Origin of the sequence: Micromonospora inaquosa (assembly GCF_003857055.1) — a bacterium.
In the GTDB taxonomy this organism is placed as follows: domain Bacteria; phylum Actinomycetota; class Actinomycetes; order Mycobacteriales; family Micromonosporaceae; genus Micromonospora; species Micromonospora inaquosa.
Genome location: NZ_QGSZ01000134.1, coordinates 23930 through 39533, shown reverse-complemented (window position 1 = coordinate 39533; position 15604 = coordinate 23930). Strand labels below are relative to the sequence as shown.

Below are 15604 nucleotides of genomic sequence, written 5' to 3'. Positions count from 1 at the left end.
CTGCAAGCCAAAACCGACCGAGGCCAGTGATCCCACCGCGATCTTGCACTTGCTGTCGATGGTTTGTGCCTTGTGCGCACTTTTGTCGCGACAGAAAGTGCAAGATCGCGGTGGGATCACTGGCCTCGGTCGGTTTTGGCTTGCAGTTCGTCGATCTGCTTGGACGCCTCGGCCTTGGTCAGGTCGTCCGGGACGTCCGCGTCGGCCTCCCGGGCCAGCGTGTTCAGGTAGGACTCCTGCGCCGCGGTCGGCGGCTCGTCGCCGGTGACCCACTCGTCGGGGTCCTTGATCGCGCCGCGCGGGTCGGCGTGCTCGTTGCTGCGGTCCGTCATCGTCATCACCCTCTCTTCGAACAGGTGTGCCAGTACCCCGATCATCGGTGGTTCATGCCCGCCGACCGCCGCCTACGATCATCGGATGGACCGGTCGAGCGTCGTGGTGGTCGGGGCGGGCATCGCCGGGGTGGCCTGCGCGGTCGAGCTGACCCGGGCCGGGGTGCCGGTGCAGGTCCGCGAGCGGGGGCACGTCCGCGGTGGCCGGATGGCCAGCAAACGCTTCCAGGGGCGGCCCGCGGACATCGGCGCCGCCTACTTCACCGCCACCGACCCGGACTTCGCCGCACTCGTCGAGCAGTGGCGCGCCGCCGGGCTGGTCCGCGAGTGGACCGACACCTTCCGGGCGTACGACCGGAGCGGGAACCGCGAGGTGGCCGGACCGATGCGCTTCGCCGCCCCCGGTGGGCTGCGGTCGCTGGTCGAGCACCTGGCCGGCACGGTGCCGGTGACCGTCGACCGGTTGGTGCTCAGCGTGGAGCCCGGCCCGATCGTGGACGGGGAGCCGTGCGCGGCGGTCGCCCTGGCCATGCCGGGCCCGCAGGCCGCACTGCTGCTCGACCCGGCCCTGACCGACGCCACCCGGGTCGTGCAGGCGCAGCGCTGGTCGCCGTCGCTGGCCGCGGTGCTGCGCTTCCCGCACCGGCGCTGGTCGGGCTTCCGGGGTGCGTTCGTCAACGAACACCCGGTCCTCAACCTCGTCTGCGACGACGGCGATCGACGCGGTGACGCCGCCCCGGTGCTGGTCGCGCACACCGTGCCGGAGTTCGCGGCCGGGCACCTGGCCCAACCCACCGGGGCCGGCCCGGCGATCGAGCAGGCCGTCCGGGATCTGCTCGGTCTGCCCGAGCAGGCCGTCGACGTGCACGTGCACCGCTGGACGTACGCGAAGCCGACCAGCGCCGCCGGCGCCGCCACCCACCACCTCGACGCCGACGGGATCGGTCTGGCCGGCGACGCGTTCGGCAAGCCCCGGGTGCAGAGCGCCTGGCGCTCCGGCCGGGACCTGGGCCGTGCGCTGGCCGCCCGGCTGGCCTGAGGCGCAGGTGCTCAGGCGTGCCCGGCCGCCGCGACCGGTCGCGCCTCGGCGTCCCGCTCGGTCGGGTCGGAGGTCCGCTCTCCCTCCCGGTCGAGCAGCTGCATGACCGGGGTCGCCGTGATGCCGTGCACCACGACGGAGACGAGCACCACCAGCCCGACGGTCGACCAGAGCAGCTCGGCCTGCGGGAAGTCGGCCTTGGTGGTGGCGTACGCGAGGTAGTAGAACGAGCCGACGCCGCGAATGCCGAACAACGAGATGACCCAGTGCTCGGCCGGGCGTCCCGGCGCGCCGCGCAGCGACAACCAGCCGATCAGCGGCCGGACCAGGAACACCAGGGCCAACCCGACGGCAGCCGCCGGCCAGGTCAGCGGCCCCAGCAGGCCACCCACGATCGCGCCGCCGAGCAGCAGCAACAGCACCAGGGTGAGCAACCGTTCGACCTGCTCGGCGAAGTCGTGCAGCACCGAGTGGAACTCGTGGGTTCGCTCGGCGGCCCGGATGGCCCGCGCGGCCACGAACACCGCCAGGAAGCCGTACCCACCGACGACCTCCACCAGCCCGTACGCCAGAAACGTGGCAGCCAGCGCCAGGAACCCCTCGGCGTGCCGGGCCAGTCGCAGCTCACTGGGGGCGCGGAAGAACAGCTTGCCGAGCAACCAGCCGATGAGCAGCCCACCGCCGACGCCGATGCTGATCTTCCAGAGCACGTCCACGGTGAACCACTCGGCGAACCAGTCACGCGGAGCGAGGCTGGTCGAGGCGATCGCGATGGCGGCGTAGACGAACGGGAACGCCAGCCCGTCGTTGAGGCCGGCCTCGGAGGTCAGCGCGAACCGGACCTCGTCCTCGGAATCCTCCACGTCGGTCGGCTCGCCGACCTGCACGTCGGCGGCGAGCACCGGATCGGTGGGGGCCAGCGCGGCACCCAACAACAGCGCGGCGGCCGGCACCAGCCCCGCCCACCACCAGCCGAGCAGGGCCACCGCCGCGATGGACAACGGCATCGCGATCGCCAGCAGCCGCCAGGTGGACGACCACCGCCGCCAACTCAACGGCCGGTCGATCTTCAGCCCCGCGCCCATCAGCGCGACGATCACCCCGATCTCGGTGAGGTGGGTGGTCAGCTCCGGGTGGGCCAGGGGGTCCGGTGACGGCAGCCCGACCGGCAGGAGAAACACCAGCATGCCGAGGGCGAGAAAGGCGATCGGCATGGACAGCGGTCGCCGCTCCAACACCCGCGGCAGGATGCCTGCAAGCAGAGCGCCCAGGCCCACCAGCGCGAACGCCACATCTACCGGCTCCACGACACCACCCTTCCGCCGCACCCGCGACGCGCGGGCAGGTGGTGACAGACCTTGCCCCGCAAGGGCTCCGGCTAAGCGTGTACGTGGCGGTGAACCGCGGTGTTCCTTACCGGGGTCGGGTGAGCGGCGAGTCCGCCAGTTCGATCAACAGCGCGGCGGGGTCGTCGTACACCGCCACGGCACCCGCGCCGGCGAGCTCGCCGCGGCTGGTCCCACCGCAGGTCAGGCCCACACACGGAATGTTCAACGCCCCGGCCGCGACGACGTCCCACACCGAGTCACCGACGAAGACCACCCGCTCGGCGGCCAACCCGGACTGCTCCAGCGCGGCGACCAGGATGTCCGGTGCCGGCTTGCTCTGCTGGGCGTCCTCGGCGGAGGTGATCGTGTCGATCACGTCATCGGCGGCCAACGCCCGACGCAGCGCGGCCACCTCAGGCCCGGAGGCGGAGGTGGCGAGCACCACCCGCAACCCCCGCTCGGCGCAGGCGCGCAACAGGTCCGCCGCCCGGGGGAGCGGCGTGAGTCGTTCCCAGTACTCGGCGTAAAGGGTGTCGTGCGCGTCGCGCAGCTTCGAGTCGGCGTCGCGGTCCCGCTCTGGGCCGAGAAGGTGGTCGAGGAGTTTGTCCGACCCCATCCCGATCGAGCGGTGCACCATCGCCATCGGCACCGGCTGGTCGGACTGCCGTAGCGCCTCCCACCAGCTCACGGTGTGCAGGTAGGTCGTGTCGACCAGGGTTCCGTCGACGTCGAAGAGGACTCCGGCGAGCCGGTCGGTAGCCATGGGCGTCCTCCTACCCCGTCCCGGGGGTGGTCTCACGGGTGCGGCGGCGTGAGGATTTCGAACCAGACCGTGGAACCGCGCACCGACGGGTCGGTGCCCCAGGCGTCGCTGAGCTCCTCGATCAGGCCGAGGCCGCGCCCACGACTGCTCAACGTGTCGGTACGGGCCCGGGTCACGGTGCCCCGGGTGCCGGAATCCGCGACCGAGACGAGCAACCGCTCGGCGCTGAGATCGATCTCCACCCGGGCGGCCGTGCCGGCGTGCAGCAACGCGTTGGTGGTCAGCTCGCTGGTGCAGAGCACCGCCGCCCCGATTATCGACTCGGGCACCTGCCACTCGGTGAGCTGGCCGGTCAGCCAGTGCCGGACCCGGCTGGGCGCGGTCGGTTCGGCGGGTACCTCCATGCTCGCCGAACGACTCGGTTTGAGCGCGTGCTCGACGGCCAGCACGGCCACGTCGTCCTCGGTGCCGCCCGGGACCGCCGCAGTGGCCACCGCGCAGAGCGCGCGCGGGTCGCCACTGCCGGCCTTGGCGATGGCGTCGCTCAGGGTGGTCAGCCCGGCGCTCAGGCTCTGCCGGCGACGCTCCACCACCCCGTCGCTGAACAGCAACAGGGTGTCACCGGGACGGAACGCGACAGTCGTGATGCCCGCCCGGCCGCCCAGCCCCAGCGGCGGCCCGGGCGGAACGTCGACGTACTCGGCGTGAAACCGGCCATCCGGGTCGCCGCGGCGGATCAGCGGCGCGGGATGACCGGCGCTGGACAGAGTCAGCTCCCGCCGCTCCGCGTCGATCACCCCGAACGCCACGGTGACGAACAGTTCGTGGGTGCCGGCCTCCGCGCCGAGGCTGGTCACCAGCCGGTCCAGGCCGGCCAGGACCGCGTCGGGCGCCGAGTCGGCCAGGGCTAGGGCGCGCAGCGCGGCCCGGACCTGCCCCATCCGCGCGGCGGCCTGCACGTCGTGCCCGGCGACGTCGCCCAGCACCACGCCGAGCGAGCCGTTGGGCAGCAGGAACGCGTCGTAGAAGTCGCCGCCGGCCGCGTTGCCGTCCACACCCGGGTCGTAGCGGGCCGCGATCCGCAGCCGGGGCAGATCCGGCAGGTGCTCCGGCAACATGCTGCGTTGCAACAGTTGGGCAGTGCCGTGCTGGGTCTCGAACCGGCGGGCCCGCTCCGCGGCCTGGCCGATCAGCTCTGCCGAGGCGGCCAACAGCGCCCGCTCGGCGGGTCCCCAGGTGTGCGGCATCTGGTAGCCGACCGCCAGCCCGCCGCGGACCACCGAGGTGCCCAGGGGCAGGGCCGCCATCGCGCGGATCTTCTGGTCGTGGCGGTCCACAGCGGTGTCGCGCAGTGGTTGCCCGTCACGGGTGAACGAAGGGCCGCCGGAGCGGGCCGCCTGCACCACCGGGGCCGGCCAGTCCGTCGGTGCGCGCCGCCAGAGCGGGGGAAGCCGCTCGTCGGCCTCGTCCAGCAACTCGCCACGGACCCGACGCACCATGCGCCAGCCACCGCCGCCCTCGTCGACCGCGAACGCGGCCTGGTCGGGGTCGAAGGTGGTGATCGCGTACCGCAACGCCACCCGGGCCACGTCGTCGAGGGTGAGGGTGCCGGCGAGCGCCGCGGCCACCTCGCTGAGGCTCTGCAACTGCCCGGTGACGTGGGTGGTCTCGGCCGCCACCGTCAAGACGCCGACGATCTGCCCGTCGCTGTCGCGCACCGGCGAGTAGCCCCGGGTGAAGACGGCCTGCTCCACCGTCGCGGAGTTCCCGCGGACCAGTGGCAGGGTGGACTCCTTCTCCAGGTAGGGCACGCCCTGCCGGTAGCTGCGCTCGATCACCGCGCCGACGCCGGGCAGCGCCCAGATCTCCGCGAACACCTCGGCGGCCGGGCGGCCGAAGGCGCTCGGGTGTTTGGTGCCCAACAATTCGGCGTAGCCGGCGTTGTAGAGCAGGACGAGGTCGTCGCCGTACGCCAGGGCCATCGGCATCGGTGAGGCGAGGATCAGCTCCACCACGGCCCGGAGGGCGGCGTCCCATCCGTCGACCGGGCCCAGCGGGGTGTTGGCCCAGTCGTGGGCGAGCAGGCCGACAGTCGGGCCGGACCCGGTGGGTGCGCTCGGGCCCGGAGTTGCTGGCGTGGGGACCCGCCCGACCGTTCCTGGCATGTTCGCAGCCTAGTCGGCCGAACGGAAAAGGCATCCGAGCGCGGCGGCGGGCCGTCGCCGCGTCCCTCGCGGTGGTCGTTCGGGCAGTTCAGGGCCCTCGTCCGGAGGTCTGTCGCGAAAAACGCCGCGCGTCGCGCGGACTGCCGGACCGGTTGCCGGGTAAGCGCCCGGCGCAGTCCATGCGACAGGAGGGACATCATGCTGAAAACCCTCGCGGTCCGGCAGGCCGACATCGGCGATGCCATCGCCGACACCTGGAGGTCGGTGCTGCTCTTCATCCCGAAGGCAGTGGCCTTCATCGTCATCCTCGTGGTCGGCTGGCTCATCGCCAGAGCCGTCCTCAAGATCGTGGATACGGTGCTGGAACGGGTGCGCTTCGACCAGGCGGTCGAACGCGGTGGCATCAAACGGGCCCTGGAGAGAACGAAGTACGACGCCAGCGACATTCTGGCCAGACTGGCGTACTACGCCGTACTGCTGTTCACGCTGCAGTTCGCCTTCGGAGTCTGGGGGCCCAACGCGATCAGTGACCTGATCAGCGGCGTGGTGGCCTGGCTGCCGCGCGCGTTCATCGCGATCGTCATCGTGGTGGTGGCGGCCGCGATCGCCAACGCGGTGCGGGATCTGGTCACCGGGGCGCTGGGCGGGCTCTCGTACGGCAAGGTCCTGGCCGACCTGACGGCGATCTTCATCATCGCGCTCGGCGTGATCGCCGCCCTGAACCAGGTGGGTATCGCCACCACGGTGACCACTCCGGTGCTGATCGCGGTGCTCGCCACGGTGGCCGGCATCCTGATCGTCGGTGTCGGCGGTGGTCTCGTGAAGCCGATGCAGAACCGCTGGGACGGCTGGTTGCAGCGGGCGGCCCAGGAGGCGCGCGCGGTGCAGCAGCAGCGTCAGGCCGCGTCGGCCGGGCGTAGCGACGTGGAGCGGCAGATGGCCGACCGCGGGGGTGACCGCACCCAGGCCATGCCCCAGGTGGACGAAGCCCAGCAGTACCGCTCGTAGCGGGAGTAACGGCACGACGATTGGGGAGGGTGTTCCGCGTACGACGCGGGGTGCCCTCCCTTCGTTGGTCAGTCCCGGTCGAGTGCGCGGGCCAGCGCGCAGACCGCGAGCAGCCGGGTGAGCAGCCACTCCGGGCTGCTCCAGTCGACCGGCCCGCTGGGCGGTGTCCACCCGTGCTCCAGTGCGGCGGCGCGCACCCCCTCGGCGTAGCCGGCGAGCGCCGCGGAGGTCAGCGGCGTGCGGTCACCATCGAGGCTGTCCCGGATGGCCGCGGCGTGCTGGTCGACCAGGGCCAGCAGCCCCGGTCGCGCGGCGGCGGCGGCGAGCCCGACAGTGCCCACGGAGACGGTGAGGGCGGCCAGGGTGGACCGCGCCGAGTCGACGACGGTACGGGAGGCGACCCGGTTGAACGGCACACGCATGGTGACCGAGGCTAACCGACCGGTGACCTCGTCGACCTCGTCCACTCGGTGGATGTCGGCTGCGCCACTGGGCGATCGCCGCTGACCTGGGGGGTTGATCCGGCACAGACGGGGCACCAGGAGAACCACCCACGGACGGCGGCACCCGGCACGGAGGCGCGGATGGGACAGCAGACGGATGGACCCGACGAGCGGCACCGGCGGCCGGACGGGGTCAGCGACGCGACGGTCGCCGCGCTCGGCAAGCTCAGCGAGGCGCTGGAGTGTGTGGAGCGGGCCCGGGGGCACCTCTACTCGATGCACCAGTTGATCGGCCATGCCGACCTGATGCTGGACGACGCGGTGGAGCAGTTTCGCTCGGCCGGGCATCCGCACCTCGCCGACCGGATCGCCACGGAGCTGCGCGGCCGTAACGTCATCGCCGGGCGGTGGACGTTCCAGATCGTCGAGGACTTCGACGACGGCTACCACGCGCTGTTCCGGGAGCTGGACCAACAGGCCCGCGACGAGTTGGTGGGCGGGCGGCGCCACCTCTACGAGGCGGAGATGAAGGAACACCGCCGGAGCCGGGGCCGGCCGGGTCACGAGGCCCGGCCGGGCGGCGGAGGCTAGTCGCTGGTCGCGTCGGCCGGGCGTCGCCGTGCCGCGTCATCAGCGATGATCACCGTGGCCACCATCAGCGCGACGCAGAGGCTGAACAGCCACGACTCGTCGGTGACGAGCCAAGCGGACACGGGCGCCTGGAGCGCGGCGAGCAGAAAGCCGAGCCAGGCGAGCCGTCGCTGACGCGTGGAGAGGATTCCGGAGCCTTGATGCATCCCGAAATTCTTACGCGAACCTGCCGGCTTGCCGTCCTCCGATCGGCCGATTCTGGATGAGCTGCCCGTTTTCCCGACCGTACGGACACGACTTCTTCGCGCGGTGGGCGATCGGGTGCCGACGGCGTTAGGGTGCCCCTGCGGCAGGATGGTGCCTCGTGTCCACCCCGCCCGCGCGCCCCCGCGCCTCACTGCTCCTGCTGGCCTACCTCGCGTTCGTCAGTCTCGGCCTGCCCGACGGCCTGCTCGGCGTCGGCTGGCCCTCGATCCGGGCCGACTTCGACGTGCCGACCGAGGCGGTCGGGTGGGTGCTCACCGCCGGCACCGTCGGCTACCTCACCTCCAGCGTGCTGGCCGGCTTCACGCTGGCCCGGGTCGGCGTGGGCGCCCTGCTCGCCGGCAGCACCCTGCTGGCCAGCCTGGCGCTGACCGGCTACTCGATGAGCCCGGTGCTGGCGGTGTTGGTGGGCTGTGCCCTGGTGCTCGGGCTCGGCTCCGGCGCCGTCGACTCCGGGCTCAACGCGTACGCCGCCGGGGCCTTCGGGCCCCGCCACATGAACTGGTTGCACGCCTTCTTCGGTCTCGGCGTGGCCATCGGCCCACTGATCATGACGGGGGTGTTGAGCACCGGGCTCACCTGGCGCTGGGGGTACGGCATCGTGGCCGCCGCCCAACTCCTCCTCGCCACCGCGTTCGCGCTCACCGTGCGGGCCTGGCACCGCGGCGTTCCGGCCAGCGCCGACGCGGGCGCCGCGGGCCAGACCGGGCTCGCCGCCGGGGAGGCCGGGCCGACACCGATCGTCCGGGTGGCGATTCGGGACACGCTGCGGCTGCCGGCGGTCTGGTCGGGGACGCTCGCCTTCGTGCTGTACGTGGCGATCGAGGTGTCCGCAGGGCTGTGGGCGTTCCTGCTGCTGACCGAGGGGCGCGGGCTCAGCGCGGCGGTGGCCGGCGGCTGCGTCTCCGCGTACTGGGGCAGCCTCTTCGTCGGCCGGGTCGTGCAGGGTCTGGTGGCCGAGCGCCTGGGGGCGGGGCTGGTGCTGCGCGTCAGCCTGGCCGGAATGGCCGTTGGTGCGGCGCTGATCGCCGTTCCCGGGCCGGCCGCCCTGGCGGTGCTCGGCCTGGTCGTTGTCGGTTTCGCCGCCGCGCCGGTGTTTCCGCTACTCACCCTCACCACCGCCGAACGGGTCGGCGTGGCGCACGCGGATCGGGCCATCGGGCTGCAGATCGGTGCCGCGGGCATTGGCGCGGCGCTCGTCCCGGCCGGGCTGGGCGTGCTGATCGGCAACACGTCGGTGCAGGTGCTCGGCTCGGCCCTGCTGGCGCTCGCGCTGGCGCTGATCGCGCTCTACGAGTGGGGTGCGCGCCGACCCACCGCCGAGCCGCCCATACCGGCTGTGCCGGCTGTGCCGCCCGTACCGGTTGTGCCGGCTGTACCGGCTGTGCCGGCCCGACCCAAGAGCGAGGGTCAGACGTCCGGTCCGGTGCGGCCGGTGGTGGACGGGCGGTAGGCGCGCTGCGGGTCGGTGGCCTCCCGGGTGTTGCCCCGGGCCTGCCCGTCCCGGTCCGAAGCGGCCGGCCCGTGCCCGAAGGTGGCCTCCTCGCCAGCGTCGCTGCCCGTCACGTCGTCGGCCTGCCCGTCGAGGCTGGAGCCCGACACGGCCCGCTCCAACTCCTCCAGCGGAAGCCGCTCCTCGTCCCGCCACACCCTGATCTTGTCGTCGGTCATACCTACAGCCGTACCCGGGCCCGATGATCGCAAACGGACTCGGGTACGGCGATGGCCGCCGGGAATCCCGGCGGCCATCGCAGGTCACAGTTCACGGTCACGGCTGCGCGCGGTCCACCTGCCCGCGCCAGGCGCCGGTCTCCTGACCACGCCGCTCGATGTAGGTCTTGAACCGTTCCAGGTCGCCCTTGGCCCGCCGGTCGACGATGCCGAGCTTGTCGCCGGCCTGCTCGACGACACCGTGCGGCTCGAACTCGAGTTGCAGGGTGACCCGGGTCTTGTCCTGGTCCAGTCGGTGGAAGGTCACCACGCCGGCCTGCTGGGTGCCGCCGGTGGAACGCCAGGCGACCCGCTCGTCGGGGAGCTGTTCGGTGATCTCAGCGTCGAACTCGCGCTTCACGCCGGCGATGTCCACCGTCCAGTGGGTCATCGTGTCGGAGAGCTGACGGACCTCCCGCACACCCTCCATGAACTCGGGGAACTCCTCGAACTGCGTCCACTGGTCGTACGCGGTGCGTACGGGGACGGAAACATCAACATGTTCGGTAACGCCACTCATCGGGGAACCTCCTTCAGCCGCTGGTGGGTTGGTGGATCGGGGGCGATCCGACTCACCAGCGAGTCGTTTCGTTCTTGTTGCCGAGGGCGGCCCACACCTCGGAGACCGTCTGGTAGACGGTGCCCTCGGGCAGCCGTTCCAGCGCCGCCACGATGTCGTCCGGCGCCTCGTTCTCGCGGGCGCTGGCGATGAGCACCAGGCGGTCGCCCGGCAGCGCGCTCATCGAGATGAACCGACCGAGCCGGCTGCGCTGCTCGACGTCCGTGGAGCTCATGCCCTGCGGGGTGCCGGTGCGCAGGTCGCCGGCGGGGGCGGTGGTCGTCTCCGGCTGGTCCTCACCGGCCGGCTCCGGCACCCGCGACTCATCGACCCGAGAGCCACCGGTCCCCGGCCCCTGTACCAGGCCGCTGACCTCCTGACTCATCTGCTCGTCGATCCTCGGTCCGTGCTTGCTGTTGCCACGCTCCATGCCTTCTGCGCTACCCGGCACCCCACCCGATAAACCGGCACCCGGCCACGAACCGGCCCTCGGCCCGGCAGCGAACCGGACATCGCGGTCGAACGGGGGCTCACTCGTCGGCGGGTCGGCGCGGCGGCAGCACCGGTTCCTCCGGGTCCGGGTCGCCGGCCTGCAACTGTCGCCCGCGCTGCACCTCGGCGTTGATCTGCACGCCCAGCATCAGCGCCGAGTTGGACAGGTAGAGCCAGACCAGGAACGCGATGGCCGCCCCGAGGCTGCCGTAGGTGGTGTCGTACGAACCGAAGTTGGCCACGTAGAGGCCGAAGCCGAAGGAGGCCGCAGCCCAGGAGACCAGGGCCACCGCGCCGCCCGGGGTGAGCCAGCGGAACCGGGGCTGGCGCACGTTCGGCGCGATCCAGAACAGCAGGGACAGCAACACCATCACGATCATTGCGAGGACCGGCCACTTCGCCACGCTCCACGTGGTGCGAGCCAGACCACCGGCGTTGATCAGGTCGCCGATCGCATCGGTGACCGGCCCACTGACGATCAGGCCGAGGGCGACCACCGCCAGCAGCACCAGCGTGATCGCCGCCAGGCCGATCTGCAACGGCCGAAGCTTCCAGACCGGGCGACCCTCGGTCACCCCGTACACCGCGTTCGAGGCCCGGGTGAACGCCCCGATGAAGCCCGACGCCGACCAGAGCGCGCCGAGCAGGCCGAAGCTCAACAGCAGCTTGGGGTTGCTCTGGTCGAGCACCACGGACCGGATCACCCCGACCACGCCGTCCTCGTCGTCGGTCAACACCGACCCGGCGCCCACCTGGTTGGCCAGGTCCACCACCGTGTCGACGGTCTGCTCGCCCCTGGAGACCAGGCCGACCAGCGCCACCACCACGATGGCGGACGGAAAGAGCGCCAGGACGCCGTAGTAGGTCAGCGCGGCGGCCCAGTCGGAGCAGTTGTCGGTGACGAAGTTCCGCACGCTGCGGACCAGCACCCCGCGCCAGGTTCGCCAGCTCAGCTGTCGTATCCGTCGGGGCACCCGGGCACCCGCCGTGCCGTCGAGGGTCGTACCGGGCTCCGTGGTCGTCATGCCCGCTCCCTGCGCCCCGGCCGCCGGATGACCGGTCGTCCGGTCTGGCCTGGCCCGGCGGTACCCGGATGGGGAAATCGACAAACCCACCCAGTCCTCGCCCGGCGCCGCTATGGTTTGCCGCCGCGTCACCGGGGAACGGTCACGGTGACCCTGTCGACACGGAGGAGGACGAGATGCCCGGGCGCGAAGACCTGCCCAGCACGCTGCGACGCTCCCCGGAGAAGGCGCAGCGCACCTGGGAGAAGACGCACGACTCGGCGGTCGAGACCTACGGCGAGGGGGAGCGGTCGCACCGTACCGCCTTCGCCGCGGTGAAGCACCAGTTCGAGAAGGTGGGCGACCACTGGGAGCCGAAGGGCCGCAAGGGCCCCAGCGACCAGCAGGCCGCCGGTGGCGGGCCGGAACGACGGGCCCCCACCGCGGGTGGGGTGGACGCCAACGCCACAAAGGACCACCTGATGTCGGTGGCCCGCAAACTCGACGTACCCGGCCGGTCCGGCATGACCAAACCGGAGTTGGTCACGGCCATCGAGAAGGCCAACGACCGGGCCACCCGCAAGGCCCGCGGCGACTGACCGCCGCCGAGCCGCAGACCCGACCGATGCGGTACGGGCGGACGCGCCACCCCTTCGTCCGCCCGTACCGCTTCACCAGTGCCCGCCGCCCGGCGCCTCGATGTGCACCGCCTTCGTGGCGGTGAACTCGTCCAGCAGTTCCGGGCCGTACCCGAAGCCCTGGCCGCTGGCGCGGCGCGGATGCGCGGCACCCCCCGGCGCACCCCCGAACACCGCGTTGATCTTCACGGTGCCCACCGGCAGCTCCCGCCAGGCCCGTTGCGCGTGACTCATCGACCGGGTCAACACGGTCGCGGCCAGCCCGTACGGGGAGTCCGCCGCGCAACGCAGCGCCTCGTCGAACGAGTCGACGACCACCACCGGCGCGACCGGCCCGAAGGTCTCCTCCCGGACCAGCGCCATGTCGTGGCGGCAGTCCGTGACGACGGTGGCCGGGTAGAACGCCCCCGGCCCGTCCGGCGTCTCACCGCCCACCCGCACCCGCGCGCCGTCCGCCACCGCGGCCGCCACCTGTCCGTGCACGTGGTCCCGATGCCGCCGGTCGACCAGCGGGCCCAGCTCGGTGCCCGGGTCCCGGCCCGGCCCGACCCGCAGCGCTTCGGCGCGTCGGGCCAACGCGGCCACGAAGTCGTCGACCACCTCCCGGTGCACGTAGAGCCGCTCCACCGCCACGCAGATCTGCCCGGCGTTGGCGAACGCGCCGAGCGCGGCCTGCTCCGCCGCCCACTCCGGGTCGACGCCCGCGTCCACGATCAACGGGTCACTGCCCCCGTTCTCCAGGAGCACCTTCGCGCCGGTACGGGCCGCGGCGGCGGCGATCGCCCGACCGGTCGCTGTGGAACCCACGTGCGCCACCACGTCGACCTCCTGCGCCGCCAGCGCCGCCCCCACCTCAGGGCCGCCGGTGAGCAGCGACAACACACCGGCCGGCAACGCCTGATCCAGGGCTCGGGCCAGCAGCCAACCCGTCGCCGGTGTGCGTTCGCTCGGCTTGTAGAGCACCACGTTCCCGGTCACCAGTGCCGCTCCCAGCAGCCCGCAGGAGACCGCCACCGGGTCGTTCCAGGGGGTGATCGCCGCTACCACCCCGCGCGGCTGCGGGGTCAGGAAGTCCAGCGCGTCGGCTTCGCCGTTGAGCGTGCGCCCACCGCGCAGCGGCGCCAACTCCGCATACTGTCGCAGGGTGCCGATCCCCGCCTCGACGCCGCCGCGAGCGTCAGCCAACGGCTTGCCCATTTCCGCGGTGACCGCCGCGGCCAACTCGTCGATGACCGCCGCCACCGCGTCCGCGGCCCGGTGCAGCGCCGCCGCCCGTTCGGCCGGCGCCGTCGCCGCCCAATGGGCCGCCGCGTTGCGGGCCGCCTGGGTCGCCTTGCCCACCTCGTCGGCGGTGGCCACCGGCACCGTGCTCACCGGCGTGTCGTCCGCCGGATCACGTACGACCAGTTCGCCGCCGTCGCCGCCCGCACCCCACACTCCGCCCACCAGCTGCGCAACCGTGTACATGCGGCGCTGGATGCCCCGGCCCCGGCGAGGCAAACGCGTTTCGCCCGGTTGCGCGCCGGGTAGGCGGATCCGATGACAACCACCGCCGCGCAGAGCGCGGACGCCGTCGTCGTCGGAGCCGGTCACAACGGCCTGGTGGCGGCCAACCTGCTGGCGGACGCCGGCTGGGACGTGGTGGTGTTGGAGGCGACGGCGACACCCGGCGGCGCGGTCCGCTCCGCCGAGGTCACCGCGCCCGGCTACCTGAGCGACCTCTACAGCTCGTTCTACCCCCTCGGGTACGCCTCACCGGTGCTGGGCGGCCTCGACCTGGACCGGCACGGGTTGTCGTGGCGGCACGCCCCGGAGGTGTTGGCGCACCTGCTCCCGGACGGTCGGGCCGCGGTGATCAATCGGGACCCGGAGGTCACAGCCGCGTCGCTGGAGCAGTTCGCGCCCGGGGACGGCAAGCGCTGGCTCAACGCGTACACCGACTGGCTCGACGTGGCCGAGCCGATGCTGACGGCGATCACCTCACCGTTCCCGCCGGTACGCGGCGGGGTGGGTCTGCTGCGTCGGTTGCGTGTCGCGGGCGCGCTGCGACTCGCCCGCCGGCTCGTCGTGCCGGTCCGCAAACTGGGCGACGAACTCTTCGACGGTCCCGGCGGGCCGGCCCTGCTGGCCGGCTGCGCGCTGCACACCGACCTTTCCCCGGAGGAGGCCGGCTCCGGGGTGTACGGCTGGCTGCTGGCCATGCTCGGCCAGCAGGTCGGCTGGCCGGTGCCCGAGGGCGGCGCGCAGCGGATCACCAACGCGCTGGTGGATCGCCTACAGGCACGCGGCGGGGTGATCATCTACGGTGCCCGGGCCGACCGGGTGCTCACCGCGCGGGGCCGGGCGATGGGGGTCCGGACCGTCGGCGGCGCGCTGTGGCGGGCCCGGCGGGCGGTGCTCGCCGACGTTCCGGCGCCGGCGCTCTACCTCGACCTGGTCGGCCCGGCGGCGCTGCCGTCGCGGCTGGTGGAGGATCTGGCGCACTTCCGGTGGGACGGCTCCACGCTGAAGGTGGACTGGGCGCTCTCCGCGCCGGTGCCCTGGACGAACCGGCAGCTGGCCGGCGCCGGCACCGTGCACCTCGGTGCGGACCTGAACGGGCTCACCCACTACGCCAGCGAGTTGGCCCGTGGCGAGCTGCCCCGCGACCCGTTCCTGCTGGTCGGGCAGATGTCGGTGGCGGACCCGAGCCACTCGCCGCCGGGCACCGAGTCGCTCTGGTCGTACACCCATCTGCCGTTTCGGCGGAACTGGCGGGCCGACGAGGTCGCCGGGCACGTGGAGCGGATGGAGGACGTGCTGGAGGCGGCGGCCCCGGGTTTCCGGAAGCTGATCGTCGGCCGACACGTGGCCGGGCCGGCCGACCTGGAGACGGGCAACCCGAGCCTGGTCGGCGGCGCGCTCGGCGGCGGGACCGCCGCCGCGTACCAGCAGCTCTTCCTGCGCCCGATCCCCGGCCTGGGCCGGGCGGACACCCCGGTGGACCGGCTCTTCCTGGCCAGCTCGTCGGCGCACCCCGGCGGTGGTGTGCACGGCGCACCGGGCGCGAACGCGGCCCGCGCGGCGCTGGCCCGCGACCGTGCGCTCACCGGCCGCGCCTACGCCGCGGCGATCGCCACCGCCCACAACGCCATCTACCCGACCACCTCCTGACCGCCACCATTCCCCGCCTCCCGCTGATCAAGAGGTTTGCGTCAGATTCGCCGCCGTCGGTGACGCAAACCTCTTGATCACCCAGGCCTGGCCTGGCCTGGCCTGGCCAGGCCAG

17 protein-coding genes are annotated in these 15604 nt (G+C 72.6%); 6 read left to right on the top strand and 11 right to left on the bottom strand.

The features are described from left to right. Nucleotides 1–116 precede the first annotated feature (116 nt). The gene (locus DLJ59_RS04795) at nt 117–332 is read right to left on the bottom strand and encodes a DUF3072 domain-containing protein (protein ID WP_124771296.1); all 216 of its coding nucleotides are present in this window, start codon (nt 330–332) and stop codon (nt 117–119) included. 85 nt (nt 333–417) lie between these two features. Here DLJ59_RS04795 and DLJ59_RS04790 point away from each other — a divergent pair, with 85 nt between their 5' ends. After that, nucleotides 418–1371, top strand: coding sequence for an NAD(P)/FAD-dependent oxidoreductase (locus tag DLJ59_RS04790; protein ID WP_124771295.1), 954 nt, complete (start codon nt 418–420; stop codon nt 1369–1371). An 11-nt stretch (nt 1372–1382) separates the two neighbouring features. On the opposite strand, the gene DLJ59_RS04785 is transcribed toward DLJ59_RS04790, so the two are convergent. The 3 genes from DLJ59_RS04785 to DLJ59_RS04775 form a co-directional block, all read right to left on the bottom strand. After that, the gene (locus DLJ59_RS04785) at nt 1383–2678 is read right to left on the bottom strand and encodes a cation:proton antiporter (RefSeq protein WP_124771294.1); all 1296 of its coding nucleotides are present in this window, start codon (nt 2676–2678) and stop codon (nt 1383–1385) included. A 106-nt stretch (nt 2679–2784) separates the two neighbouring features. Continuing rightward, nucleotides 2785–3462 (bottom strand): HAD family hydrolase, encoded by a 678-nt coding sequence (locus DLJ59_RS04780; protein ID WP_124771293.1) that lies wholly within the window; start codon nt 3460–3462, stop codon nt 2785–2787. Between the two features lie 32 nt (nt 3463–3494). Further along, on the bottom strand, nt 3495–5627 hold the full coding sequence (locus tag DLJ59_RS04775) for an ATP-binding SpoIIE family protein phosphatase (RefSeq protein ID WP_124771292.1): 2133 nt from the start codon (nt 5625–5627) through the stop codon (nt 3495–3497). 198 nt (nt 5628–5825) lie between these two features. Here DLJ59_RS04775 and DLJ59_RS04770 point away from each other — a divergent pair, with 198 nt between their 5' ends. After that, nucleotides 5826–6635 (top strand): mechanosensitive ion channel family protein, encoded by an 810-nt coding sequence (locus tag DLJ59_RS04770; protein ID WP_124771291.1) that lies wholly within the window; start codon nt 5826–5828, stop codon nt 6633–6635. A 68-nt stretch (nt 6636–6703) separates the two neighbouring features. Here the strand turns inward: DLJ59_RS04770 and DLJ59_RS04765 are convergent, their stop codons facing one another. After that, nucleotides 6704–7057 (bottom strand): DUF6401 family natural product biosynthesis protein, encoded by a 354-nt coding sequence (locus DLJ59_RS04765; protein WP_124771290.1) that lies wholly within the window; start codon nt 7055–7057, stop codon nt 6704–6706. A gap of 162 nt (nt 7058–7219) precedes the next feature. Here DLJ59_RS04765 and DLJ59_RS04760 point away from each other — a divergent pair, with 162 nt between their 5' ends. Continuing rightward, on the top strand, nt 7220–7669 hold the full coding sequence (locus DLJ59_RS04760) for a hypothetical protein (RefSeq protein WP_124771289.1): 450 nt from the start codon (nt 7220–7222) through the stop codon (nt 7667–7669). On the opposite strand, the gene DLJ59_RS04755 is transcribed toward DLJ59_RS04760, so the two are convergent. Then, a complete protein-coding gene (locus DLJ59_RS04755; protein WP_030334989.1) occupies nt 7666–7875 on the bottom strand; it encodes a hypothetical protein in 210 nt (69 codons plus the stop codon). The genes DLJ59_RS04760 and DLJ59_RS04755 overlap by 4 nt on opposite strands. Before the next feature lie 158 nt (nt 7876–8033). On the opposite strand from DLJ59_RS04755, the gene DLJ59_RS04750 reads away from it, so the two are divergent. Continuing rightward, complete coding sequence (locus DLJ59_RS04750; RefSeq protein ID WP_124771288.1) at nt 8034–9386, top strand: MFS transporter; 1353 nt, start codon at nt 8034–8036, stop codon at nt 9384–9386. Here DLJ59_RS04750 and DLJ59_RS04745 read toward each other — a convergent pair. The 4 genes from DLJ59_RS04745 to DLJ59_RS04730 form a co-directional block, all read right to left on the bottom strand. Further along, a complete protein-coding gene (locus DLJ59_RS04745) occupies nt 9344–9604 on the bottom strand; it encodes a hypothetical protein (protein ID WP_124771287.1) in 261 nt (86 codons plus the stop codon). The two genes, DLJ59_RS04750 and DLJ59_RS04745, sit on opposite strands and share 43 nt — an antisense overlap. A gap of 97 nt (nt 9605–9701) precedes the next feature. Further along, on the bottom strand, nt 9702–10163 hold the full coding sequence (locus tag DLJ59_RS04740; RefSeq protein ID WP_124771286.1) for an SRPBCC family protein: 462 nt from the start codon (nt 10161–10163) through the stop codon (nt 9702–9704). Between the two features lie 52 nt (nt 10164–10215). Beyond that, a complete protein-coding gene (locus DLJ59_RS04735) occupies nt 10216–10632 on the bottom strand; it encodes a DUF2795 domain-containing protein (protein WP_088947320.1) in 417 nt (138 codons plus the stop codon). 100 nt (nt 10633–10732) lie between these two features. Beyond that, complete coding sequence (locus DLJ59_RS04730; protein ID WP_124771285.1) at nt 10733–11719, bottom strand: YihY/virulence factor BrkB family protein; 987 nt, start codon at nt 11717–11719, stop codon at nt 10733–10735. A 176-nt stretch (nt 11720–11895) separates the two neighbouring features. Between DLJ59_RS04730 and DLJ59_RS04725 the strand changes: the two genes are divergently transcribed. Beyond that, entirely contained in the window at nt 11896–12297 is a 402-nt protein-coding gene (locus DLJ59_RS04725) for a ChaB family protein (RefSeq protein ID WP_124771284.1), read from the top strand. A 72-nt stretch (nt 12298–12369) separates the two neighbouring features. On the opposite strand, the gene DLJ59_RS04720 is transcribed toward DLJ59_RS04725, so the two are convergent. Continuing rightward, entirely contained in the window at nt 12370–13803 is a 1434-nt protein-coding gene (locus tag DLJ59_RS04720; RefSeq protein WP_124771283.1) for an aldehyde dehydrogenase family protein, read from the bottom strand. Nucleotides 13804–13875: 72 nt separating this feature from the next. Here DLJ59_RS04720 and DLJ59_RS04715 point away from each other — a divergent pair, with 72 nt between their 5' ends. Further along, nucleotides 13876–15489, top strand: coding sequence for a phytoene desaturase family protein (locus DLJ59_RS04715; RefSeq protein ID WP_124771282.1), 1614 nt, complete (start codon nt 13876–13878; stop codon nt 15487–15489). Nucleotides 15490–15604 lie beyond the last annotated feature (115 nt).